The sequence below is a fragment of the Streptomyces sp. NPDC090798 genome (genome assembly GCF_044768965.1).
GTDB lineage: Bacteria > Actinomycetota > Actinomycetes > Streptomycetales > Streptomycetaceae > Streptomyces.
On sequence record NZ_JBIVXA010000015.1, the window covers coordinates 89,401 to 110,845 of the forward strand.

Sequence of the window (21,445 nt, forward strand, 5' to 3'; positions counted from 1 at the left end):
GGCCGGACTCAGTGCGCACCTTCCGTGGCGATGTGATGCGTACCGATCCTCTTGCGGAACACCCAGTACGTCCAAGACTGGTAGAGCAGGACCATCGGTGTGGCGATTCCCGCGCACCAGGTCATGATCCTCAGGGTGTACGGAGACGACGAGGCGTTGGTGACCGTCAGGCTCCAGTCCGGGTTGAGCGAGGACGGCATGACGTTCGGGAAGAGCGTCAGGAAGAGCATCGCGACAGCCGCCACGATGGTGAGCCCCGACAGCGCGAACGCCCAGCCCTCGCGCCCCGTCTGGGCCACCGCGATCGCGGCGACGAGGGCGACCACGGCCACGATCAACGCGGCCAGGGACTTCGTGTCGCCGTTGTCGGCCTGGGTCCAGATCAGGAAGACGAGTGCCACCACGGCGGCCACCAGGCCGACCCCGAGCGAGAGCTTGCGCGCCCGCTCCCGGATGTCCCCGACGGTCTTGAGCCCCACGAACACGGTCCCGTGGAAGGTGAACAGCGTCAGCGTGACCAGACCGCCCAGGAGCGCGTACGGGTTGAGCAAGTCACCGAAGTTGCCCACGTACTCGAAGTTCTTGTCGATCTTCACTCCGTGCACGATGTTGCCGAAGGCCACGCCCCACATGAACGCGGGGATGAGCGAGGTCCAGAAGATCGCCGTCTCCCAATTGCGCTGCCAGTTCTCCTCGGGTCGCTTCACCCGGTACTCGAAGGCGACTCCGCGCACGATCAGGCAGACCAGGATGAGCAGCAGCGGCAGATAGAAGCCGGAGAAGAGCGTGGCGTACCACTCCGGGAAGGCGGCGAAGGTCGCGCCGGCCGCCGAGAGCAGCCACACCTCGTTGCCGTCCCAGACGGGTCCGATGGTGTTGATGAGGACCCGCTTCTCGGTGCGGTCGCGGGCCAGCAGCTTGGTGAGGACGCCGACCCCGAAGTCGAAGCCCTCCAGGAAGAAGTAGCCGGTCCACAGGACCGCGATGATGACGAACCAGACGTCGTGGAGTTCCATGACTCAGCAGCTCCCTGGGCCTAGTAGGAGAAGGCCATCGGCTTGTCGGCGTCATGGGGGTCGCCGCCGATCTTGGTGGGCGGGTTGAGGTCGGCCTCGGTGAGCTCCGGCGGACCCTGCTTCACGTACTTGCGCATCAGCTTCACCTCGATGACGGCGAGGATCGCGTAGATGAGGGTGAACACGATCAGCGAGGTCAGCACCTCCCCCTGGGAGACCCCGGGCGAGACCGCGTCCCTGGTCCTCAACAGTCCGTACACCACCCAGGGCTGACGCCCCGTCTCGGTGAAGATCCAGCCCCAGGAGATGCCGATGAGCGGGAAGATCAACGTCCACTGGGACAGCCGCCACCACCAGATCCCGAGCTTGGGCGTCAGCTCCATGTTCTTGGTGAGCATGAGCTTCGGGACGTCCTCGTCCCCGGTCCGGTGTTCCGGCGCCAGCCAGAACTTCCGCCTGGTCAGCCAGAGGCCGGCGGTGCACAGGGCCATCGAGACCCCACCGAAGCCGATCATCCAGCGGTACGCCCAGTAGGCGGTGGGGATGTTGGGCCGGTAGTCACCGGGCCCGAACTTCTCTTGTTCGGACTTGTTGATGTCGTTGATGCCGGGGATCTTGGCGTTGAAGTCGTTCTTGGCGAGGAACGAGAGTATTCCCGGGATCTCGATGGCGACCGTGTTGTGGCCCTTGGCGACATCGCCGTACGCGAAGAGCGAGAAGGGCGCGGGCTGCTGCGAGTCCCACAGGGCTTCGGCGGCCGACATCTTCATCGGCTGCTGCTCGTACATCACCTTGCCGAGGGTGTCGGCGCTGACGACGGTGAGGAGCGTGCCGACCAGCGCGGTGACCAGGCCGAGCCGCAGCGACATCCGCATGGTGCGGACGTGCCGCTTCTTGCGCAGGTGGAAGACGGCGATGCCCGTCATGAAGGCGCCGCCGACCAGGATGGACGCGCTGATCACATGCCAGAAGTTGACGAGCGCCGTCTCCTGGAAGAGCACCTTGGGGAAGTCGGTCAGCTCGGCACGCATCGTGCCGTCCGCCTTCTTCACCAGCCGGTAGCCGACCGGATGCTGCATGAAGGAGTTGGCCGCCATGATGAAGTACGCCGACAGGACCGTGCCGATGGAGACCACCCAGATACAGGCGAGGTGCACCTTCTTCGGCAGCTTGTCCCAGCCGAAGATCCACAGCCCGATGAAGGTGGACTCGAAGAAGAAGGCGATCAGGGCCTCGAAGGCCAGCGGAGCACCGAACACATCACCGACGAAGCGCGAGTAGTCGGACCAGTTCATACCGAACTGGAACTCCTGCACGATGCCGGTCACGACACCCATGGCGATGTTGATCAGGAACAGCTTTCCCCAGAACTTGGTCGCCCTGAGGTAGTGCTCCTTGCCCGTCCGCACCCAGGCGGTCTCCAGAATCGCCGTGAGTGCGGCGAGGGAGATCGTCAGCGGGACGAAGAGGAAGTGGTAGACGGTGGTGATGCCGAACTGCCACCGAGCCAGAGTCTCCGGTGCCAAAGCCAGTTCCACGTCGTCAGTCTCCTTACGCCGCCATGGTCAACAGCGGCAGTTTGCCCCTTTTGTTACATACATCACGGGACAAGCGGGACACGCTTGTGAACGCGTTCACATTCACAAGCAATTATGACGCACCTGCTTTCGACCTTCGAAGGGGGGTCCCCCTTTACGTCAACCCCTCGGAAGGTCTCGAACACACCAAGGTGTCCTCCGGACCGACGACGACCACCCCGGCGCTCCGGCGCCGCGAGGCACCGGAGCAGCGGGGTTGCGGGGTTGCGCGCAGGGATGTGACGTCAGAGCTCCTTGCGGAACCCCTCGGTCGCCTTGAGGAAGATGTCGTTCGCCTCGGTCTCGCCGATCGTCACGCGCACCCCTTCCCCGGCGAAGGGCCGCACGACGACACCGGCCTGCTCGCAGTGGGCGGCGAAGTCGAGCGTGCGCTCCCCCAGCCTGAGCCACACGAAGTTGGCCTGCGTCTCGGGCACCGTCCAGCCCTGACCGCGCAACGCCTCGACCACACGGTTGCGCTCGCACACCAGAGTGCCGACCCGGCCGAGCAGCTCGTCCTCGGCGCGCAGCGAGGCGACCGCCGCGTCCTGCGCGAGCTGGCTCACCCCGAAGGGCACCGCCGTCTTGCGCAGCGCCGCGGCCACCGGCTCGTGCGCGATCGCGAAACCGACCCTCAGGCCCGCGAGCCCGTACGCCTTGGAGAAGGTGCGCAGCACACAGACATTGGGCCGGTCACGGTAGATCGAGACGCCGTCCGGCACCTCGACGTCCCTGATGAACTCGCGGTACGCCTCGTCCAGGACCACCAGGACATCGCTGGGCACCCGGTCGAGGAATCGCTCCAGCTCGGCCCGGCGCACCACGGTGCCGGTCGGGTTGTTCGGGTTGCAGACGAAAATCAGCCGCGTCCTGTCGGTGATCGCGTCGGCCATGGCGTCCAGGTCGTGCACCTCGTCCGAGGTCAGCGGCACCCGTACCGAGGTCGCCCCGCTGATCTGCGTGATGATCGGGTACGCCTCGAAGGACCGCCAGGCGTAGATGACCTCGTCGCCGGGTCCGCTGGTCGCCTGCAGCAGCTGCTGGGCCACCCCGACCGAGCCGGTGCCGGTCGCCAGGTGCGAGAGGGGGACCCCGAAGCGGTCCGACAGCTCGCTCATCAGACCCGTGCACGCCATGTCCGGGTAGCGGTTGAACGCACCGCTCGCGGCGATCACGCTCTCCATCACCCCGGGCAGCGGCGGGTAGGGGTTCTCGTTGGAGGACAGCTTGTACGCCACCGCGCCGGCCGCGGCGGGCTTGCCCGGCTTGTAGGTGGGGATACCCTCCAGCTCGGCACGCAGCTTGGGGCTCGTCTCGCTCACCGCAGTCCTCCTCGTGACCACCGCTGGCTCATGACCACCAGCGGCTACCAATGCTTCTCACCTTATGAGGATTCGGCGCCGCTGCGAATGGGCCGGGGACAACCACCCGACGCCCCTGGCCGGGGCCGACGACCCGCCGCGTACGCCCTGGTGATCATCGTCATACTCCCCGGCGGCCGTCGCCGTGCCGGGTCTGCGGTCATCCTCGTACGAAGGCGTACGAATTGGGGGGGGCGCGTTGCCTTCAAGGCTGTGCGCTGGTGGCTCACGCCGTAGCGCGCATCACCCGTGCAGGTGAGTTGAGACCTCTTCGAAACATGACCCACTTGGCAGGCCCATGCGCGCCGACGCGTCACGTACTGCCATTGGATCGTTTAACTGACTTGATTTCAAAGGCAGTAGGGCATTGTTGATCATGCAGAAACGTGCCTGTCAACGCGTGCATATGCGTCCGCACTACCCCACCGCATGAGCCCTACTATCGGCTCGCCATGACAGCAGCAGGGAAGCACCAGGTGAGCCGGGCGGAGACTACCCGCCGAGGCGGTCGACCGGGCCGGGCGGGAATCAGAGACGTCGCCGCGGCCGCAGGCGTCTCCATCACAACCGTCTCCGACGCCCTCAACGGAAAGGGCCGGCTCCCGGACGCCACCCGACGCCACGTCCGTGAAGTCGCCGACCGGCTGGGCTATCGCCCGTCGGCCGCCGCCCGCACCCTCCGTACCGGCAAGTCCGGCCTCATCGGCCTGACCGTGACCACCTACGGGGATGAACCTTTCACCTTCACCGAATTCGCCTACTTCGCCGAGATGGCCAGAGCCGCCACCTCCGCCGCACTCGCCCGCGGCTACGCCCTGGTCATCCTCCCCGCCACCTCACGCCACGACGTCTGGTCCAACGTCGCCCTCGACGGAACCGTCGTCATCGACCCCTCCGACCAGGACCCCGTGGTCAGCGAACTCGTCCGTCAGGGCTTACCCGTCGTCTCCGACGGCCGCCCCGCCGGCACCCTGCCCGTCACCGCCTGGGTCGACAACGACCACGAAGCCGCCGTCCTGGACATCCTCGACCACCTCGCCGACGCCGGCGCCCGCCGCATCGGCCTCCTCACCGGCACCTCCACCGACACCTATACCCACCTCTCCACCACCGCGTATCTGCACTGGTGCGAGCGGGTCGGACAAGATCCGGTGTACGAGGCCTACCCGGCCCACGACCCGTGTGCGGGCGCCGTCGCCGCGGACCGGCTGCTGGCCCGGCCCGACCGCCCCGACGCGGTCTACGGGCTCTTCGACCCCAACGGCACCGATCTGCTGGCCGCGGCCCGGCGCTACGGGCTGCGCGTCCCGGACGACCTGCTGCTGGTCTGCTGCAGCGAGTCCACCGTCTACGCCAGCACCGAGCCGCCCATCACCACCCTCTCGCTCAAACCCCGCCGTATCGGCACCGCCGTCGTCCAGCTCCTCATCGACGCCATCGAGGGGGCAGAAACCGACCAACCCGTCGAACAGGTCATACCGACGGAGTTGATCGTGCGGACCTCCTCCGAGCGGCGTCCACCCCGTACGACGGTCAGCCCGCCCCGGTCACCCGAGAAGGGGTAGTCCGGGTCCGCCGGGGAGGAGTGGCCCGGCGTAGGCTGAGGTTGACGTCCGTCATATCGGCGGCGGGGCATCCACCAGGGAAAGCCCCGCCCAATTCGGGCGAAAACCGTGGTGAAGAGGGTTCCTGTTCCGATTCACCACCCCTGGGTCATCACATGGCGCGATCCGCATTCCTATGATGGGCCCACGACACCGCGGGCCGCTGCGACCAGGCAGTCCGATCCGGTGCAGATGCGGCGCGATGGTGGTGGAGGGGTCGATGACTCAGGGGGCCGGTCAGGGACCCGAGGCGGGGCGTACGGAGACGTTGCGCGACTTCCGGGTGCCCGCGTACATCCACGAGACCGGTCCGTACACGCCGAGCGCAGCTCCCGGCGAGACGGCCGGAGTCGGCGAGGAGCCCGAGGGCTACACGCCCACCCGGCGCGACCTGCCCGTCATCAACCGGGGCGACACGGTGCAGGTCGTCGTGGACCCCGCCGCCGTGGCGGCCCCCCGGCCCGTCGACGGGCCGGGTCCGCTGTACGTCGTCGGCGACGTGCACGGCTACCTCGACCAGCTGGTCGCCGCGCTCCAGGAGCAGGGCCTCCTCGACGCCGCGGGCAACTGGTCCGCCGGGACCGCGCGCCTGTGGTTCCTCGGCGACTTCACCGACCGCGGCCCCGACGGCATCGGCGTGATCGACCTCGTGATGCGGCTGTCCGCCGAGGCGGCCGCCGCCGGCGGCTACTGCAAGGCGCTCATGGGCAACCACGAGCTGCTGCTGCTCGGCGCCAAGCGGTTCGGCGACACCCCCGTCAACTCCGGCGCGGGCACCGCCACCTTCCAGGCCGCCTGGCTGCTCAACGGCGGCCAGAAGACCGACATGGACCGCCTCCAGGACCACCACCTGCAGTGGATGGCCCGCCTGGACGCCATGGAACAGGTCGACGGGCACCTCCTCGTGCACTCCGACACCACCGCCTACCTCGACTACGGCGACTCGATCGAGGCGGTCAACGACACCATCCGCGAAACCCTCACGCGCAACGACGCGGACGAGTGCTGGGACCTCTTCCGGAAGTTCACCAGACGATTCGCCTTCCGCGACGACGGGGGCGCCGAGGCGGCGCTGTCCCTGCTGGACACCTACGGCGGCACCCGCGTCGTCCATGGCCACAGCCCCATCCCGTACCTCCTGGGCGAGGTCGGCTCGGAGGAGGGCGAGGACGCCGCGGGCCCCGTGGTCGAGGGACCACATCTTTACGCCGACGGACTGGCCATCGCGATGGACGGCGGAGTGACCATGGCCGGAAAACTGCTGGTCCAGCAACTGCCCCTGGATAGCTGAGGGTTCTTCGGGCAGGCGTCCCCCACGGAGGACAGCGCTGGCCAGGGGGCAATTTCTGGAAACCCCCTGTCACGGCGTGCCGTCACCGCTCTACCATCGGCTTATCCGTAGCAGGCTCCCCTCCGTTTCTGCCCGACGGCTCGTCAGCGTGCGAGCCACCAGCCCTACGGAGCATCGGGGGATGCACATGAACAGCGTTCCGCAGCACCTGCTGAGCGAGGACCGCCAGGAATACGAGCGGATCCTCGATGAGGCGCTGCGCTCCGCCCCATACCGCCCGGAACTCGCCGCTGTCGGCCAGCGGCTCAACGCCGAACAGCTGCGCACCATGGCGCTCAACGCCACCACACTCATCACGGCGGCCGCCGCGACCGAGTACGCGCACTACGTGAAGGTCCGCGAGGAACTGCGCCGCCCGGCGCCGTCCACCCCAATCGTGAGCGAAGGAGCCGGCTCCGCGGAGCCCGGCGCGACCGCGATGGGGCTCGCCGCCACCATGGGCGAGGTCACCGAGACCGCCGGAGCCGGCGCCATTGCCGTCGTCGCGGTGCTCGCCCCCGTCCTCGCCGGAACAGCCGCGGCGATCTTCCTGCTCGTGGGGTTCATCCTGAAGGTCCTCACCCCCGAGCTGGCGTTCGCCCAGACCCTCCTGACCACCGGGTGGGTCTTCGGCGCGGTCACGGCGGCCGCGATCCTGGTCGCCGGGGCCGGGCTTTTGCTGACCGCCCTGCGCAACGGCTCGTCCTCGCTCCAGGCCGGAGCGCCCGGCGAGCTCAACGCGGAGGTGGCCCGGGCCAGGGAAGCCTGGCGCGAGGCCCTGCTGGAACGCGGCATCATGCCGTTCCTCCGGGAGGCCCTCGCCGATCCTGGCTCGGCGGCACTGACCCGTCCGTCACCGACGCCGACCACCGGCCGCATGCCGCACCTCGGCTACAACCGGCCGGGCTTCAGCAGCCCCGACGGCGGCCCCGCTGCGGGTCCGCGCCCGAGCTTCACCAGCCCGGACTTCACGAGCCCGGACTTCGGGGGGCCCGAGCACCAGCCGGAGTGACACCCGGCGGGCCGACACCGGGGTGACGGGAACGAGGGCCTGCGCCGATACGGCGCGGGCCCTTTGCCGCTGGCCGCCCCTTCACCGGAGCCCGCCCCGCTCGTCCCGCTCGTCCGGTCCCCGGCGCGCACCGTCAGATGATGCCGAGCCCCCGGGCCGCCGTCATCCAGGCCGGGAACTGCGAAAGCAGCCGGTCGTACAACTCCGGGTCCGGTACGCCGCTGATGTCGTCCACCGCGAAGAACCCCACGTTGTCGACGCGCCGACCGGGCAGCGTGTCGAACCGCTCCAGCACGCCGTAGTTCGACCGCCCCAGGCCCACGAACTGCCAGAAGATCGGCTCCTCCACCGCGTCCCTCAGCTCCTGCTCGATCTCCTTGTTCCGATAGACACCTCCGTCGGAGAAGAACAACACCAGCGTGGGATCGACAGCCGGGTTCTCTCGTACATACGTACGCACCTCGGCGATCGCCTTCTGCTCCTCGTTCTGGATACCGACCGCCCGCATGTCCACCTGCCCCGGCAGCAGACCCTTGCGCTGCTTCTTGCTCCGCCGGAACAGGCTCAGCTCACCGACCCGGACATGGAGTTCCAGCCACTCGGGCAGCTCGCCGAGACTCAGGTCCGGCAACCGGGCGGCTTGGGAGGCGAACGTCCACGCCTGCATCACCCCGTCGTCGTCCAGCTGCGCCGCCACCGCGGCCATCCGCTCCACCACATCGGCCACGACGCCCTTCGAGTAAAGGAACGACATGGAACCGGAGGCGTCGAGGATCAGCACGACGCGCGCCGTGACCCCTTCCGCACCGTGCTTCCGCAGGCTGACCGCCACCTGCTCCTTGCGCAACGAGAGCCGCTTGCGCATGTCCACGGGCAATCGTTCCTCGCCCTTGCTGAGACGCGAGGAGGAAGCCGGGGGCGTCGGGGGTGTTGGGGGTGCCGGGGGTGCCGGGGGTGTTGGCGGGGCGACCGCAGCGGAGGAAGCAGCCGTCCTCGAGCCCGTCGGCGGGAGCACGGGCGACACCGCCGCCGTGCCCCCGGGCGAAACCGCCGGCTCCGCCCCGGACGCACCGGCCGCGTCGGACTCCACGCTGATACCGAAATCGGTGGCGAGACCGGCCAGCCCGGACGCATACCCCTGTCCGACCGCCCGGAACTTCCACTGGCCTCCCCGCAGGTACAGCTCACCCCCGATGAATGCCGTCTCCGTCGTGGCCTCCATCTCGAAGCGCGCGAACTCCCGCTGGGTCTCGGCATCGAGCAGCCGCAGCGTCAGTCCGGACAGCTCACCGAAGGTGCCGCCGTCGGCCGAGGCGCACAGGACGACCCGCTCGATCTCCGGTTCCAGGGCACGCAGATCCACCTCGACGGTGTCCGTCGTGGCAGCGCCGTCCCGCTGCTTCCCGAGATGCCGTACGGCGCCTGAGGCGTGCTGCGGCTGGTTGTAGAAGACGAAGTCCCCGTCGTCCCGCACGCGTCCGCCCGGGCCGAGCAGCAGCGCCGAGGCATCGGCGTCCGGCGCACCGGTCCCTCCTCTCCAGCCGAGCACGGCCCGCACCGCCCCGGCGGCGACGGGAAGGTTGGCGCCCTTGCTCATGGATGTCGATGTCATGCGCCCAGTCTGCCGAGAGAACCCGGCCCGGGAGCCGTTCGTTGCCTGATGTACGCCGCGAACGGCTCCGGGCACGACCGCGCGTGCGTGCGGCTCAGTCCGCGAGCGGCAGATAGACCCGGTTGCCCGCGGCGGCGAACTCCTTGGACTTCTGCGCCATGCCCTCCTCGATCTCGGCCTTCGTGCCCCCGTGCTCACGGCGGATGTCCTGCGAGATCTTCATGGAGCAGAACTTCGGGCCGCACATGGAACAGAAGTGCGCCGTCTTGGCGGGTTCGGCCGGCAGGGTCTCGTCGTGGAACTCCCGTGCCGTGTCCGGGTCGAGGGCCAGGTTGAACTGGTCCTCCCACCGGAACTCGAAGCGGGCGTCGGACAGCGCGTCGTCCCATTCCTGCGCACCTGGGTGCCCCTTGGCGAGGTCGGCTGCGTGGGCGGCGATCTTGTAGGTGATGACACCGGTCTTGACGTCGTCACGATTGGGCAGGCCCAAGTGCTCCTTGGGCGTGACGTAGCAGAGCATGGCCGTGCCCCACCAGGCGATCATCGCGGCACCGATGCCTGAGGTGATGTGGTCGTACGCCGGCGCGACGTCCGTCGTCAGCGGGCCGAGCGTATAGAACGGAGCTTCATCACAGATCTCCTGCTGAAGGTCGATGTTCTCCTTGATCTTGTGCATCGGGACATGTCCCGGGCCCTCGATCATCGTCTGTACATGAAAACGCTTCGCGATCGTGTTGAGTTCCCCGAGCGTCCTCAACTCCGCGAACTGAGCCGCGTCGTTGGCGTCCGCGATCGACCCGGGCCTCAGCCCGTCGCCGAGCGAGTACGTGACGTCGTACGCCGCGAGGATCTCGCAGAGTTCCTCGAAGTTCTCGTAGAGGAACGATTCCTTGTGGTGCGCGAGGCACCAGGCCGCCATGATCGAGCCGCCGCGCGAGACGATGCCGGTCTTGCGGTTGGCGGTGAGCGGCACGTACGGCAGTCGCACGCCCGCGTGGACCGTCATGTAGTCCACGCCCTGCTCGGCCTGCTCGATGACCGTGTCCTTGTAGATCTCCCAGGTCAGCTCCTCGGCGCGGCCGTCCACCTTCTCCAGAGCCTGGTAGAGCGGCACCGTGCCGATGGGGACGGGGGAGTTGCGCAGGACCCATTCCCGCGTGGTGTGGATATTGCGGCCGGTGGACAGGTCCATGACCGTGTCCGCGCCCCAGCGGGTCGCCCAGGTCATCTTCTCGACCTCCTCCTCGATGGAGGAGGTGACGGCGGAGTTGCCGATGTTGGCGTTGACCTTCACCAGGAACCGCTTGCCGATGATCATCGGCTCGATCTCCGGGTGGTTGACGTTCGCGGGCAGCACGGCGCGACCGGCGGCGATCTCCTCGCGTACAACCTCGGGGTCGACGTTCTCGCGGACCGCCACGAACTCCATCTCGGGCGTGATCTCGCCCCGCCGGGCGTACGCGAGCTGCGTGACCGCCTCTCCGGGACGACCTCGGCGCGGCTGGCGCGGCCGACCCGGGAAGACCGCGTCGAGGTTGCGCAGGCCCCCTCGCGGCGAGGTGTGCTTGATTCCGTCGTCCTCGGGACGGACGGGACGGCCCGCGTACTCCTCGGTGTCACCGCGGGCGATGATCCAGTTCTCGCGCAGTGGCGCGAGGCCCCTGCGTACGTCGGTGTCGACGATCGGATCGGTGTACGGGCCGGAGGTGTCGTACAGCGTGACCGACTGCCCGTTGGTGAGGTGCACTTGACGGACCGGCACCCGCAGATCGGGGCGCGAACCCCCGACGTATCCCTTGTGCCAGCCGATGGACTTCCCGGCCTCCCGCGGCTGTTCGCCCTCGGGCGCGGCAGGCGCCCCGTCCATCTGGCTGGAGGCAGGCGTGCGTACGTCCTTGTTGGTCATGAGACCTACTCCCTACGCCGGCATTACCCGGTAACAGGTTCGGCGGTCGACGCAGCGGATTCCGTCTGCCGACGTCCCTCGTGAAACATCACTCGTTCCACGTGAAACATCGCTAAGACGGAGGTCAGCGCCCTCTCAGCCCGGTGCTCCGAGCTCCCGCGTGTGCAAAGGTGACTCCACGCTAGCGTCATATCTGGCGCGGTGAACAGAGGGCCCTCGCCGTTCTTGCGATGATCGGTCGGTGACCACAACGCAGCAGCCCCCGTTCCCGCCGTCCGAGCCGCCGCGCCGACGCGGTCCCGGAGACGGCTATGGACCGCGCTCCGGAGACGGCCGCGGATACGGGCCGGGCGGTGGCCCCGGTCCCGGTCCAGGGGGCGGGCACGGGCACGGGCCGGGCGAGGGACACGGGCACGGCCCCGGGGACGGACACGGACATGGGTCTGGGTCTGGGGACGGCCCTGGGAATGGAGGTGGGCCGGGGAATGGGCACGGCCCTGGGGACGGGCACGGATCTGGGCACTCGCACAGTCACAGCCATGGGCCCGCCACACCCGTCTCCAAGCATCTGCGCAAGGTCATCGCGGCCATTCTGATCCCCTTCGCCGCCGCGGTCGTTGTGGGTCTCGCGGTGCTCTGGCCCGGTGGCGCCCCTTCCCACGAGCGCACCGGCGTCGGCTTCGACCGGCAGACCCAGCAGGCCACGGTCACCAAGGTCGACAAGGTCAGCTGCAAGTCCGTGAACGCGTCGGGGGAGACCCCGACCGGCGACACGTCCACCGCCGAGGGCTCCTCCGCGCAGCAACAGGCGACGGGCGACTGCAAAAAGGCGACGATCCGGATCGACACCGGCAAGGACAAGGGCCGTACGTTCACGGAGATCATCCAGCCTGACCAGTCACGGCAGTTGCACGAGGGCGAGAAGGTCGTGGCCGCGTACGAGCCCTCCGCGCCCAGGGACCTGCAGTACTCGGTAACCGATGTGAACCGGAAGTTCCCGATGGCGCTGCTCGCCGGGATCTTCGCACTGGCCGTCGTGGTGGTGGGCCGGATGCGCGGTGTCATGGCGCTGGTCGCACTGGCCATCAGCTTCCTGATCCTGACCTTCTTCATCCTGCCCGCGATCCTGCAGGGCTCGAATCCACTGGTCGTGGCCGTGGTCGGGGCGAGCGCCATCATGCTGATCGCGCTCTACATGTGCCACGGCCTCTCGGCCCGTACCTCGGTGGCGGTGCTCGGCACCCTGCTCTCCCTGGTACTGATCGGCATCCTCGGCTCGGAGTTCATCGGCTGGGCGGCGCTGACCGGCAACACGGACGACAACACCGGTCTGATCCACGGCCTGTATCCGTCCATCGACATGAGCGGTCTGCTGCTCGCGGGCGTCATCATCGGTTCGCTCGGTGTGCTCGACGACGTGACGGTGACGCAGACATCGGCGGTCTGGGAGCTGCACGAGGCCAGCCCGACCATGGGCTGGCGCGATCTGTACCGCGCGGGCATCCGGATCGGCCGTGACCACATCGCATCGGTCGTCAACACGCTCGTCCTGGCGTACGCGGGTGCCGCGCTGCCCCTGCTGCTGCTCTTCTCGATCGCGCAGAGCAGTGTGGGTACGGTCGCCAACAGCGAACTGGTCGCCGAAGAGATCGTGCGCACCCTGGTCGGCTCGATCGGCCTGGTCGCCTCGGTGCCGGTGACCACGCTGCTGGCCGCCCTGGTCGTCTCCGCGGACCGCCCGGCAGCCCCGGCCGCCGCCATGGAGCCTGTCGAGAGCAGGACGCCGGCACGCGGCGGGAAAGGCCGTCGCCGCAAGCGCTGAAGCCTCCCCACGCCCGCGTCACCGGTGAGGAAGCGTTACTCCACTTGAGGGGTGCTGGGGGGCTTCAGCCCGCGCTCTGCTCCTCCGCCAGGATGCGGTCCAGCGCCTCGTCGAGATGGGTGTCGAAGTCCGCGAGGGAGCGCTCCTGCCCCAGCGGCACCAGTTTGTCCGTGCGGTCGAGGAAGGCCACGAGCGGCGCGGCCCCGGACCGGAACAGCGCGTGGTCGCCACCCACCTGGAGCCGGATCAGCACCTCGCCGAACGCCTCCGGGTCGGCGGGCGCGATGTGCACATCCCCGTCACCGCACGGCCGTCCCACGCCGTCGATCAGCAACTCCCGCCCGAACGCCCAGGTCACGGGCGCGTCGCCGGGCAAGTGGAAGGTCAGCCGCACGGCGTAGGGATCACAGGTCTCGTATCGCAGCTCCACCGGAATGCGGAAAGAGAGCTCCTCCGAAACGAGGAAGCTCATCATGACCTCTGCCTGTACCGACTCGCGCATCGCCTACCCCGTCGTTTGCCGTCGACTGGCCAGGAATCATCCCCCTGACTCTGCTGAAATATTGCTCAACGTACACAAGAGATCACAAGGAGTGAGTTTTCAGATGCTGATAGAGATCGACAGTGTCCCCAGTAGTCTGCCGATCTCACCTTGCAATTGTCGTGCCGCAGGCAGCAGTCGATCGGCCTGGTGAAGAGGGAGGGAAATGGCCATCGCCGCGGCAGTTGTGCCGACCGTGATGGGAAGTGCCGCGCAGACCGTGCCCAGCGCGTACTCCTGGCGCTCGATGACGGGCTCCATCCGCCCCGTCCGTTCCAGTCGCCGCAGCAGACTGGCGTTGTCGCGCACCGTGTAGGGAGTGATCGACTGCACGGGGTAGCGGTCGAGATGATCCCGGCGGGCCTTCTCGTCGAGCTGGGACAGCAGACACTGGCCGATCGCATGGGCGTGTCCGGTCTCCCGGAAGTCCGCCCACTCCTCCACCGCCGGATTCCCTGGGGTGTCGGCGACGCTCATGACCTCGATCTCGCCGTCACGGTAGACCGCGTAGTACACGGGCGCACCAATCGAATCGCACCACTGGGCGAGCGTCTCGCTCACCGTGCTGCGACGTTTCTGCTGCGCTCCGCTGCTGCCCAACCGCTCGGCGGCCTCACCGAGGAAGAACAGCCCCTTGTCACGGCACAGATAGCCCTCGTGGACCAGGGTCCGCAGCAGATGGTAGGCCGTCGGCAGCGCGAGCCCGGCCTCCCGGGCGAGCTGCTTCGCAGGTGCCCCGTGCTCGCGTGCGGCAACGGCCTCCAGCAGACGCATCGCCCGCTGCACGGAGCCGATCAGGGTCGTGGGATGCGGCTCCGGCGACACGGCTCCCAGGGGAGGAGTGCGCGCATCCGGCAGGGGGGTACGCGCCTCGGCGGGCGAGGTGCGCGGTTGGGTGGGCGGGAGACATGTCCCCGCGGAAGCGCTGGACCGCTGGAGGGGTGGGGCGGGTGATTGTGCGGGTGCGGTGTCAACCGTGGCCAAGGGGCACTCCCGAAGCGCGAGGGGAACCGCCCGTGCGGGGGAACACGGGAGGGGGCTGTGCGCTGCCCGCGGGGGGTCGGCCCCGCGTCGAATTCCGGACTGTAACCGTCCATCACCGCATGCAGACGGCCTCGCCGGAAAACTTCCCTCGGCCGAGGGAACCTTGAGTTCCCTTTCCCGACCTGCCCGTTACCCCTTGCTCACCCGGTTGTGTCTCACCAGTCGCTGCGCGACGACGAACTCGACATGAACTTCCGTACTACGTAGATCAATCCGCCGACGAGGGCGACGAAGATCAGGACCTTGAAAAGCAGGCCGATCAACACACTGAGCACGCTGACTATCACCGTGCCGAACACGACCAGAGCGATGACCGGCACCGCGATCCACTTCACCCACCACGGCATCCCGCTGAAGATCTCTCGCATCGCCCTTGTCCTTAGCCTCTCTACGCCCGTCGCCCCAAGTCCGGGACTCTGATTCCGGGTTCTGTGATGTCCTGCATTCGATGCTAGGGCCGCGAAGGGGCCGGCGGGGGCCTCGCACCCCTTGTCCTCCCCTGACCGTTCCCCTAGGGAACCCTGAGGCTCCCGTCAGCTCTCGGGCGGAGAGAACACCACCAGAACCCGCAGGTCCTCGGTGATGTGGTGGAACTTGTGGGCCACCCCCGCGGGTACGTAGACGACGCTGCCGCGCGCGACCTGGGTGGTCTCCAGGCCGACCGTGATCGAGGCGCGGCCGCTCACGACGAAGTACACCTCGTCCTGCTGGTGCGGCTTCTGCGGGTCGGGCTCGCCCGCGTCGAGCGCGTACAGACCGACCGACATGTTCCGTTCACGCAGAAACTGCAGGTATGCGCCGTCGTTGGCGGCGCGTTCCGCTTCCAGTTCGTCCAGCCGGAATGCCTTCATCGCCCTCGTCCGCTCCCGTGCTCCGAAAGCTGTGTCCACAGCCTTGCTCACCAGTCGATCTCTTCTGCCACGATCAGACACATGAAGAATTTCGTAGTCAAGACGATCGCCAACGCGGGGGCCCTGGCCGTCGCGGTGTGGCTGCTCGACAAGATCACCCTGACAGGGACCAGCACCGGCAAGAAGGTCGGCACGCTGCTGGTGGTCGCCCTGGTCTTCGGTCTGGTGAACTTCCTGGTCAAGCCGGTCGTGAAGGTGCTGACCTTCCCGCTCTTCATTCTGACGCTCGGCCTGATCACTCTCGTGGTCAACGCCCTGATGCTGCTGCTCACCTCGTGGCTGGCCGGCAAGCTCGACCTCAGTTTCCATGTGGAGGGTTTCTGGACCGCCGTGCTGGGCGGCCTGATCATCTCGGTCGTGTCCTGGGCGCTCAATGTCGTGCTGCCCGACGGCGAGGACTGAGAGCGTCCGATGTCCTATCGCGTCTGTTTCGTCTGTACCGGCAACATCTGCCGCTCGCCGATGGCCGAGTCCGTCTTCCGTGCCCGCATAGAAGAGGCCGGACTCGACGGCCTGGTAGAGGTCGACAGCGCGGGCACGGGCGGCTGGCACGAGGGCGACGGTGCGGACTCGCGCACCGTCGCCGTCCTGGAGGCGGCCGGCTACGAGAGCGGTCATGAGGCCCGCCAGTTCCACGCCGCGTGGTTCTCCCGCCTCGACCTCGTGATCGCCCTCGACTCCGGCCACCTCAAAGCCCTGCGCCGGCTCGCGCCCACTCCCGCGGACGCGGCGAAGGTCCGGCTGCTGCGGTCGTACGACCCCGACGCGGGCGATGACCTGGACGTTCCCGATCCGTATTACGGACTCGTGGACGGCTTCGAGGAGTGTCTTGAGATGGTGGAGGCGGCGAGCCCCGGACTGCTCGCCGCTGTACAGCAGGAACTGGAGGGACGGGCAGCATGACGTCAGGGGATTTCGTCACGGGAAGCGGCGACGGCACGCGAGCGGTACGGGCGGGGCTGCCCGACCCCGTCAAACACGAGCCGACGCTTCCGGGCCCGGTCTTCGCCGCGCACTTCCATCTGCCGGGCGATCCGACCGGCCCGTACACCTACGGTCGTGACGAGAACCCGACCTGGACGCTCCTGGAGCGCGCCATCGGCGAGTTGGAGGCACCCGGGCAGGACGGTGTGACGACGCTCGCCTTCCCCTCCGGTATGGCCGCGATCTCGGCGGTGCTGTTCTCCCAGCTGAAGGCCGGAGACGTGGTGGTCCTGCCCGTCGACGGCTACCAGGTGCTGCCACTGGTGCGCGAGCAGCTCACCGCGTACGGCATCGAGGTACGCACCGCCCCGACCGGCGGCGACGCCCAGCTCGAGGTGCTCGACGGCGCGAAGCTGCTGTGGATCGAGACCCCGTCGAACCCGGGGCTCGACGTCTGCGACGTACGACGGCTCGTCGCGGCGGCCCACGCGCAGGGCACCCTCGTCGCGGTCGACAACACCCTGGCGACCCCGCTCGGGCAGCGCCCGCTGGAGTTGGGCGCCGACTTCTCGGTCGCCAGCGGCACCAAGATGCTCACCGGGCACGGTGACATCCTCCTCGGATACGTCACCGCGCTCGACGCCGACCTGATGGCGCCCGTGCGGCGCTGGCGGAAGATTGTCGGAGCGATCCCCGGGCCCATGGAGGCCTGGCTGGCCCATCGCTCCCTCGCCACGCTCCAGCTGCGCGCCGACCGGCAGAACGCCAACGCACTGGTGATCGCCGAGGCGCTGCGCGGCAGGCCCGAGGTGACCGGGCTGCGTTATCCGGGGCTGCCCGATGATCCCTCGCACAAGATCGCCTCGCAGCAGATGCGGCGCTTCGGATGCGTGGTGTCCTTCACCCTGCCCACACGCGCGCGTGCCGACCGTTTCCTCGACGCGCTGCGTCTGGTGGACGACGCGACGAGTTTCGGCGGGGTGCGGTCCACCGCCGAGCGGCGCGGCCGGTGGGGTGGCGACGCGGTGCCGGAGGGCTTCATCCGTTTCTCGGCCGGCGCCGAGGACCCCGAGGACCTGGTGGCGGACGTACTGCGTGCGCTCGACGAATCCGCGGAGTGACCCGTCTCTGAACGACCGGTGAGTACGCTGCGGCACACATCCAGGCTGTCGGCCCAGTGCCTCGCTACGGACAACGGACGGTCCGAGCCTCCCCCCTCGTGGCTCGGACCGTCCCGGTTCCGCGCGCGAAGAACCGCGCGAACAAGGCTAGTTGACTCTGTGTCAGTGTCCAATCACAGTAGCGACAGAGACCTATCGACTTATTTATAGTTGGGGTTCGGTCGGGGGTGCTGGGAGGGGAGGGGCACCATGGATTTGGCCCTGCTGCGCACATTTGTGACCGTGCACCGGGCCGGTTCCTTCACTCGCGCCGCCGCGCTGCTGGGTCTCTCGCAGCCTGCCGTCACCTCACAGATCCGCACGTTGGAGCGGCAGTTGGGGCGGCCGCTCTTTCTTCGCCAGGCGCGCGGAGTGACCCCCACGACGATCGGTGACGAGCTCGCCCACAAGGCCGCGCCACATCTGGACGCCCTGGTGGAGATCGCCGAGACCGGACTCGACGAGGACTCGTCACTGCGCACCCTGCATCTGGCCGGGCCACCCGAGTTCACCGCCGAGCGGGCACTGCCCGCGCTCACGGAGCTGACGGGCGAGGACGGCCAGGGTTTCGCACTGCGCGCCTCCTTCGGCAATGCCGAGGAGACACTGGAAGGGCTCGCCGCCGGACATCATGATCTGGCCATCACCACGGCCCGTCCCCGTGGCACCCTGCTCACCGCGACTCCGCTCTGCGACGAGGAGCACGTGCTGGTCGCCGCCCCGCGCTGGGCCGCCCGCATAGGTGCCGGGAAGCTCCGCCGAAAGGGCTCGCCGGCCCTGGAGAACTTCCCCGTCGTCGAAGTGCACGAGTCGCTGCCGCTCGTCGCCCGCTACTGGGCGTCCGTCTTCGACTCCCACCCGGCCGCCTCGGGCACCGTCGTCGTCCCCGATCTGCGCGCCGTGCTCGCCTGCGCCGCCACGGGAGCGGGCCTCGCTGTGCTGCCCCGGTATCTGTGCGCCGAAGCCCTGGAGCGAGGTGACGTGGTCGCGCTTCTCGACCCGGCGGTGCCTCCACTGCGTACGTACTTCCTGGTGGTCCGCACCGGCACGCTGGCCATGCCGCACATCGCACGGGCGCACGACTGGCTGCTCCACGCCGCGGCCGACTGGTCCTGATGCCCCCTGAGCCTTCCCGGGCTCCCTGAGCCGCCCAGGGGGCTTTCTGAGCCCTTCCTGAGTCCCTCGGGGCTCCGCGATGTTTCACGTGGAACCAGCCGGGCCACATTCCTCCCATGACCGTCCGACCCGTGGTCAAGCGCACCGCCCGCGCCATCCTGCTCGATGGCAACGACCTGATCTTGATCAAGCGCACAAAACCCGGCGTCGATCCCTACTGGCTCACACCGGGTGGCGGGGTCGAACCGGAAGACACGACTGTCGTCGACGCACTCCATCGTGAGGTGCACGAGGAACTCGGCGCCAAGATCACCGATGTGGTGCCCTGCTTCGTCGACACCGTCGAGCACATCGGTGATGACGGCGGCGCGACCGGCGTGAAAGTGCAGCACTTCTTCGTCTGCCGTCTGGAGTCCATGGATCCGTCCCAGCGGCACGGCCCCGAGGTGGACGAGCCCTGCGGCGAGTACGAGATCGTGCGGGTGCCGTTCACCCGGGTCGGCATCGCCTCCGTCCACCTCGTACCGCTGTCTCTGCGGCACTATCTCGACGGGAACATCGAAGGCGTACGGGCGATGCACGCACCAGACCTGGGCTGAGGTTCTTCGGGCCGGGGTCGTGACCCCGTCTGCCGGGTGGGCCCGGTCAGTCCCCGGCCGCGACGAGTTCCTCGACCGAGTCGTGGCGTATGCGGTTCGACGGGATGCCCGCTTCTCTCAGAGCGTCCACCCCGCTGCGGATCATGCCGGGTGGCCCCGAGAGATAGGCGTCGTACTCGTTCCACGGCCCGTACTCGCGTACGGCGTCGGGAAGATGGAGATGCGCCTGCTGGTCGACGACCGGGCGCACGGCAAGCCATGGGTGGCTCTGCTGCAGCCGCAGCATCGTGTCGATGTCGTACAGGTCGTGATCGGTGCGGGCACCGTAGAAGACCTCGACCGGCCGCCGCTCCCCGTGCTCGGCGACGTCCTCGACCAGCGCCTTGATGGGCGCGATGCCGGTGCCACCGCCGAGACAGAGCAGGCCGTTGTCGGTGGTGTGGTCGACGGTCATCGATCCGGCCGGCGGCCCGAGCCGGATGATGTCGCCCGGCCTGGCGCGGTGCACCAGTGCGTTGGAAACCCAGCCCGCCGGAACCGCCTTCACATGGAACGACAGCAGCCCGTCGGACCTGGGCGCCGAAGCGAAGGAGTAGTGCCGCCATATACGCGGCCACCACGGCGTCTCCAGGCTCGTGTACTGCCCGGCGAGGAAGGGGTACGGCTGGTCGGGGCGGACCGTGATGACAGCGATGTCCGGCGTCCTGAGGTCGTGCGCGACGACCTCGGCGTACCACCAGGCCGGCGCGCGCAGCTCGTCCGCGGCCGCCGCGTCGATCATCACCTGGGAGATCGTCGTGTACGCGCGCACCCAGGCCGCCTCGGTCTCGGCGTCCCAGATCGCCGAGGCGAACCGGCTGAGCGAGCCGATGAGGCACTCACCGACGGCCGGGTAGTGCTCGGGCCGGGTGCCGTACTTGCGGTGGCCACGGCCGAGGTTCTGCAGGTAGTCGACGAGCACCGGGGTGTTGTCGATGTGTTCGGCGGCGGTCAGCAGCGCCTTGAGCAGTCGGTCTCGCTGGGTGTCCATCGCCGCGGGGAACAGCGACCGCAGATCAGGGTGGCGCACGAAGAGCAGTGCGTAGAAGTAAGAAGTGACCTTGTCGGCGACGGGGCCGACCTCGGCCATGGTCCGGCGGATGAGCACGGCGTCCGGAGACGGCTGCGGAGTGGGGGCGGACCTCTGGGCGGGCAACCGCGGCTCCGGGCCGGACGGTCCTGGCGCGGGCAGCGGAGGCGTCTGAAGGGACGCGGGCGGCTCGGGCGACAGCGGCTTCTGAAAGGGCTCAGGAGGCTCGGGCAACCGCGACCGGTCAAAGGGGGCGGGAGGCTCAGGCAACCGCGACCTGTCGTAGGGCGCGGGAGGCTCGCGGAACCGCTGCTCCTGGACCGGGACCCGAGGCTCGGCCAAGCGCTGCTCCTGGGCGGGTCCACGCGGCTGCGGGCCGGGGCCGGACTGCACACGCCCGGGATCCGTCCGCTCCCGTCCGAACACGGACTGCTCCGGGCCGGCATCGGACTGCGCAGAGCCGTGTTCGGGCCCGGCCTGACCTGACAACGGCCGAGCGGATACGTGGGCGGGCTCCGGCTCGGGGCGTGGGGCCCCAGTGGGCGCGGCCTGCTGGGAAGTCGGCTCTGCCTCCACGGCGGAGGATATTCGTTCCTGCTCTGTCGTTCCCCGACCCGCGGCGGGTCGGCCGACCGGGCGCATCGCTGCCAGACGGCGGCCGTCGGCGGGTTCCCTCTCCCCACCTGACGGCAGTGGTTCCTTGCGCGGCGTGAACCAGCCGCCCCCGCCATTGCCTCCGGAAGTGCCGTTGTCGGCCGACGTGGTGGTCGGAGCGTCCATGGTGTGCCTCGCCTCGAACATCTTTCGGTCGGTCTGCGCACTTCCGCGGTCGGAAGATGCC

Annotated in this window: 19 protein-coding genes and 1 riboswitch; of the genes, 9 read left to right on the top strand and 10 right to left on the bottom strand. The window is 68.5% G+C overall.

Going from position 1 to position 21,445, the window contains the following annotated elements:
- Nucleotides 1-8 precede the first annotated feature (8 nt).
- The 3 genes from cydB to hisC all read right to left on the bottom strand — a co-directional run bounded on the left by cydB (nt 9) and on the right by hisC (nt 3,915).
- Nucleotides 9-1,016, bottom strand: a complete 1,008-nt coding sequence (gene cydB, locus ACIQTP_RS29670) for a cytochrome d ubiquinol oxidase subunit II (protein ID WP_403405343.1) — start codon at nt 1,014-1,016, stop codon at nt 9-11.
- A gap of 20 nt (nt 1,017-1,036) precedes the next feature.
- Nucleotides 1,037-2,554: a cytochrome ubiquinol oxidase subunit I gene (locus tag ACIQTP_RS29675; RefSeq protein WP_403405346.1), complete on the bottom strand. Its 1,518-nt coding sequence runs from the start codon at nt 2,552-2,554 to the stop codon at nt 1,037-1,039.
- 284 nt (nt 2,555-2,838) lie between these two features.
- A complete protein-coding gene (gene hisC / locus ACIQTP_RS29680; RefSeq protein ID WP_403405349.1) occupies nt 2,839-3,915 on the bottom strand; it encodes a histidinol-phosphate transaminase in 1,077 nt (358 codons plus the stop codon).
- 491 nt (nt 3,916-4,406) lie between these two features.
- Here hisC and ACIQTP_RS29685 point away from each other — a divergent pair, with 491 nt between their 5' ends.
- The 3 genes from ACIQTP_RS29685 (at nt 4,407) to ACIQTP_RS29695 (ending at nt 7,900) form a co-directional block, all read left to right on the top strand.
- Nucleotides 4,407-5,519, top strand: coding sequence for a LacI family DNA-binding transcriptional regulator (locus tag ACIQTP_RS29685; protein WP_067376804.1), 1,113 nt, complete (start codon nt 4,407-4,409; stop codon nt 5,517-5,519).
- 259 nt (nt 5,520-5,778) lie between these two features.
- Nucleotides 5,779-6,849, top strand: a complete 1,071-nt coding sequence (locus tag ACIQTP_RS29690) for a metallophosphoesterase (protein ID WP_403405352.1) — start codon at nt 5,779-5,781, stop codon at nt 6,847-6,849.
- A gap of 181 nt (nt 6,850-7,030) precedes the next feature.
- The gene (locus ACIQTP_RS29695) at nt 7,031-7,900 is read left to right on the top strand and encodes a hypothetical protein (protein WP_403405355.1); all 870 of its coding nucleotides are present in this window, start codon (nt 7,031-7,033) and stop codon (nt 7,898-7,900) included.
- A gap of 133 nt (nt 7,901-8,033) precedes the next feature.
- On the opposite strand, the gene ACIQTP_RS29700 is transcribed toward ACIQTP_RS29695, so the two are convergent.
- A complete protein-coding gene (locus tag ACIQTP_RS29700; protein ID WP_403405358.1) occupies nt 8,034-9,512 on the bottom strand; it encodes a VWA domain-containing protein in 1,479 nt (492 codons plus the stop codon).
- 94 nt (nt 9,513-9,606) lie between these two features.
- Entirely contained in the window at nt 9,607-11,418 is a 1,812-nt protein-coding gene (gene thiC, locus ACIQTP_RS29705) for a phosphomethylpyrimidine synthase ThiC (protein WP_403405360.1), read from the bottom strand.
- A riboswitch (TPP riboswitch) is annotated at nt 11,411-11,588 on the bottom strand. (Overlaps the previous gene by 8 nt.)
- Nucleotides 11,589-11,659: 71 nt before the next feature.
- Between thiC and ACIQTP_RS29710 the strand changes: the two genes are divergently transcribed.
- The gene (locus ACIQTP_RS29710) at nt 11,660-13,240 is read left to right on the top strand and encodes a YibE/F family protein (RefSeq protein WP_403405363.1); all 1,581 of its coding nucleotides are present in this window, start codon (nt 11,660-11,662) and stop codon (nt 13,238-13,240) included.
- A gap of 64 nt (nt 13,241-13,304) precedes the next feature.
- Here ACIQTP_RS29710 and ACIQTP_RS29715 read toward each other — a convergent pair whose 3' ends face one another.
- The 4 genes from ACIQTP_RS29715 to ACIQTP_RS29730 all read right to left on the bottom strand — a co-directional run bounded on the left by ACIQTP_RS29715 (nt 13,305) and on the right by ACIQTP_RS29730 (nt 15,676).
- Nucleotides 13,305-13,742, bottom strand: a complete 438-nt coding sequence (locus ACIQTP_RS29715; RefSeq protein ID WP_356798107.1) for an SsgA family sporulation/cell division regulator — start codon at nt 13,740-13,742, stop codon at nt 13,305-13,307.
- Nucleotides 13,743-13,841: 99 nt separating this feature from the next.
- Nucleotides 13,842-14,606 (bottom strand): IclR family transcriptional regulator, encoded by a 765-nt coding sequence (locus tag ACIQTP_RS29720; protein WP_403405367.1) that lies wholly within the window; start codon nt 14,604-14,606, stop codon nt 13,842-13,844.
- Nucleotides 14,607-14,980: 374 nt separating this feature from the next.
- On the bottom strand, nt 14,981-15,193 hold the full coding sequence (locus ACIQTP_RS29725; RefSeq protein WP_403405369.1) for a DUF5326 family protein: 213 nt from the start codon (nt 15,191-15,193) through the stop codon (nt 14,981-14,983).
- 165 nt (nt 15,194-15,358) lie between these two features.
- Nucleotides 15,359-15,676: a cupin domain-containing protein gene (locus ACIQTP_RS29730; RefSeq protein ID WP_099942285.1), complete on the bottom strand. Its 318-nt coding sequence runs from the start codon at nt 15,674-15,676 to the stop codon at nt 15,359-15,361.
- Nucleotides 15,677-15,757: 81 nt separating this feature from the next.
- On the opposite strand from ACIQTP_RS29730, the gene ACIQTP_RS29735 reads away from it, so the two are divergent.
- The 5 genes from ACIQTP_RS29735 to ACIQTP_RS29755 all read left to right on the top strand — a co-directional run bounded on the left by ACIQTP_RS29735 (nt 15,758) and on the right by ACIQTP_RS29755 (nt 19,535).
- Nucleotides 15,758-16,138 carry a phage holin family protein gene (locus tag ACIQTP_RS29735; protein WP_388141659.1) on the top strand — a complete coding sequence of 127 codons (381 nt, stop codon included), beginning with the start codon at nt 15,758-15,760 and terminating at the stop codon, nt 16,136-16,138.
- Nucleotides 16,139-16,147: 9 nt separating this feature from the next.
- Nucleotides 16,148-16,639, top strand: coding sequence for a low molecular weight protein-tyrosine-phosphatase (locus tag ACIQTP_RS29740; RefSeq protein WP_403405372.1), 492 nt, complete (start codon nt 16,148-16,150; stop codon nt 16,637-16,639).
- The gene (locus tag ACIQTP_RS29745) at nt 16,636-17,781 is read left to right on the top strand and encodes a cystathionine gamma-lyase (protein ID WP_403405375.1); all 1,146 of its coding nucleotides are present in this window, start codon (nt 16,636-16,638) and stop codon (nt 17,779-17,781) included. Before ACIQTP_RS29740 ends, ACIQTP_RS29745 begins: the two co-directional genes overlap by 4 nt.
- Nucleotides 17,782-18,030: 249 nt before the next feature.
- Complete coding sequence (locus tag ACIQTP_RS29750; RefSeq protein ID WP_403405378.1) at nt 18,031-18,936, top strand: LysR family transcriptional regulator; 906 nt, start codon at nt 18,031-18,033, stop codon at nt 18,934-18,936.
- A gap of 116 nt (nt 18,937-19,052) precedes the next feature.
- Complete coding sequence (locus ACIQTP_RS29755) at nt 19,053-19,535, top strand: NUDIX domain-containing protein (protein ID WP_054236463.1); 483 nt, start codon at nt 19,053-19,055, stop codon at nt 19,533-19,535.
- 46 nt (nt 19,536-19,581) lie between these two features.
- Here the strand turns inward: ACIQTP_RS29755 and ACIQTP_RS29760 are convergent, their stop codons facing one another.
- The gene (locus ACIQTP_RS29760; RefSeq protein ID WP_403405381.1) at nt 19,582-21,405 is read right to left on the bottom strand and encodes a globin domain-containing protein; all 1,824 of its coding nucleotides are present in this window, start codon (nt 21,403-21,405) and stop codon (nt 19,582-19,584) included.
- Between the last annotated feature and the right edge of the window lie 40 nt (nt 21,406-21,445).

Excerpts from the sequence above, each read along its gene's own strand:
- ACIQTP_RS29760 (WP_403405381.1), bottom strand. The coding sequence starts at position 21,405 with ATGTTCGAGGCGAGGCACACCATGGACGCTCCGACCACCACGTCGGCC.
- ACIQTP_RS29715 (WP_356798107.1), bottom strand. The coding sequence starts at position 13,742 with ATGCGCGAGTCGGTACAGGCAGAGGTCATGATGAGCTTCCTCGTTTCG.
- ACIQTP_RS29690 (WP_403405352.1), top strand. The coding sequence starts at position 5,779 with ATGACTCAGGGGGCCGGTCAGGGACCCGAGGCGGGGCGTACGGAGACG.
- cydB (WP_403405343.1), bottom strand. The coding sequence starts at position 1,016 with ATGGAACTCCACGACGTCTGGTTCGTCATCATCGCGGTCCTGTGGACC.
- ACIQTP_RS29755 (WP_054236463.1), top strand. The coding sequence starts at position 19,053 with ATGACCGTCCGACCCGTGGTCAAGCGCACCGCCCGCGCCATCCTGCTC.
- ACIQTP_RS29700 (WP_403405358.1), bottom strand. The coding sequence starts at position 9,512 with ATGACATCGACATCCATGAGCAAGGGCGCCAACCTTCCCGTCGCCGCC.
- ACIQTP_RS29740 (WP_403405372.1), top strand. The coding sequence starts at position 16,148 with ATGTCCTATCGCGTCTGTTTCGTCTGTACCGGCAACATCTGCCGCTCG.
- thiC (WP_403405360.1), bottom strand. The coding sequence starts at position 11,418 with ATGACCAACAAGGACGTACGCACGCCTGCCTCCAGCCAGATGGACGGG.
- ACIQTP_RS29685 (WP_067376804.1), top strand. The coding sequence starts at position 4,407 with ATGACAGCAGCAGGGAAGCACCAGGTGAGCCGGGCGGAGACTACCCGC.
- ACIQTP_RS29695 (WP_403405355.1), top strand. The coding sequence starts at position 7,031 with ATGCACATGAACAGCGTTCCGCAGCACCTGCTGAGCGAGGACCGCCAG.
- ACIQTP_RS29730 (WP_099942285.1), bottom strand. The coding sequence starts at position 15,676 with ATGAAGGCATTCCGGCTGGACGAACTGGAAGCGGAACGCGCCGCCAAC.
- ACIQTP_RS29750 (WP_403405378.1), top strand. The coding sequence starts at position 18,031 with ATGGATTTGGCCCTGCTGCGCACATTTGTGACCGTGCACCGGGCCGGT.
- ACIQTP_RS29735 (WP_388141659.1), top strand. The coding sequence starts at position 15,758 with ATGAAGAATTTCGTAGTCAAGACGATCGCCAACGCGGGGGCCCTGGCC.
- ACIQTP_RS29745 (WP_403405375.1), top strand. The coding sequence starts at position 16,636 with ATGACGTCAGGGGATTTCGTCACGGGAAGCGGCGACGGCACGCGAGCG.
- ACIQTP_RS29725 (WP_403405369.1), bottom strand. The coding sequence starts at position 15,193 with ATGCGAGAGATCTTCAGCGGGATGCCGTGGTGGGTGAAGTGGATCGCG.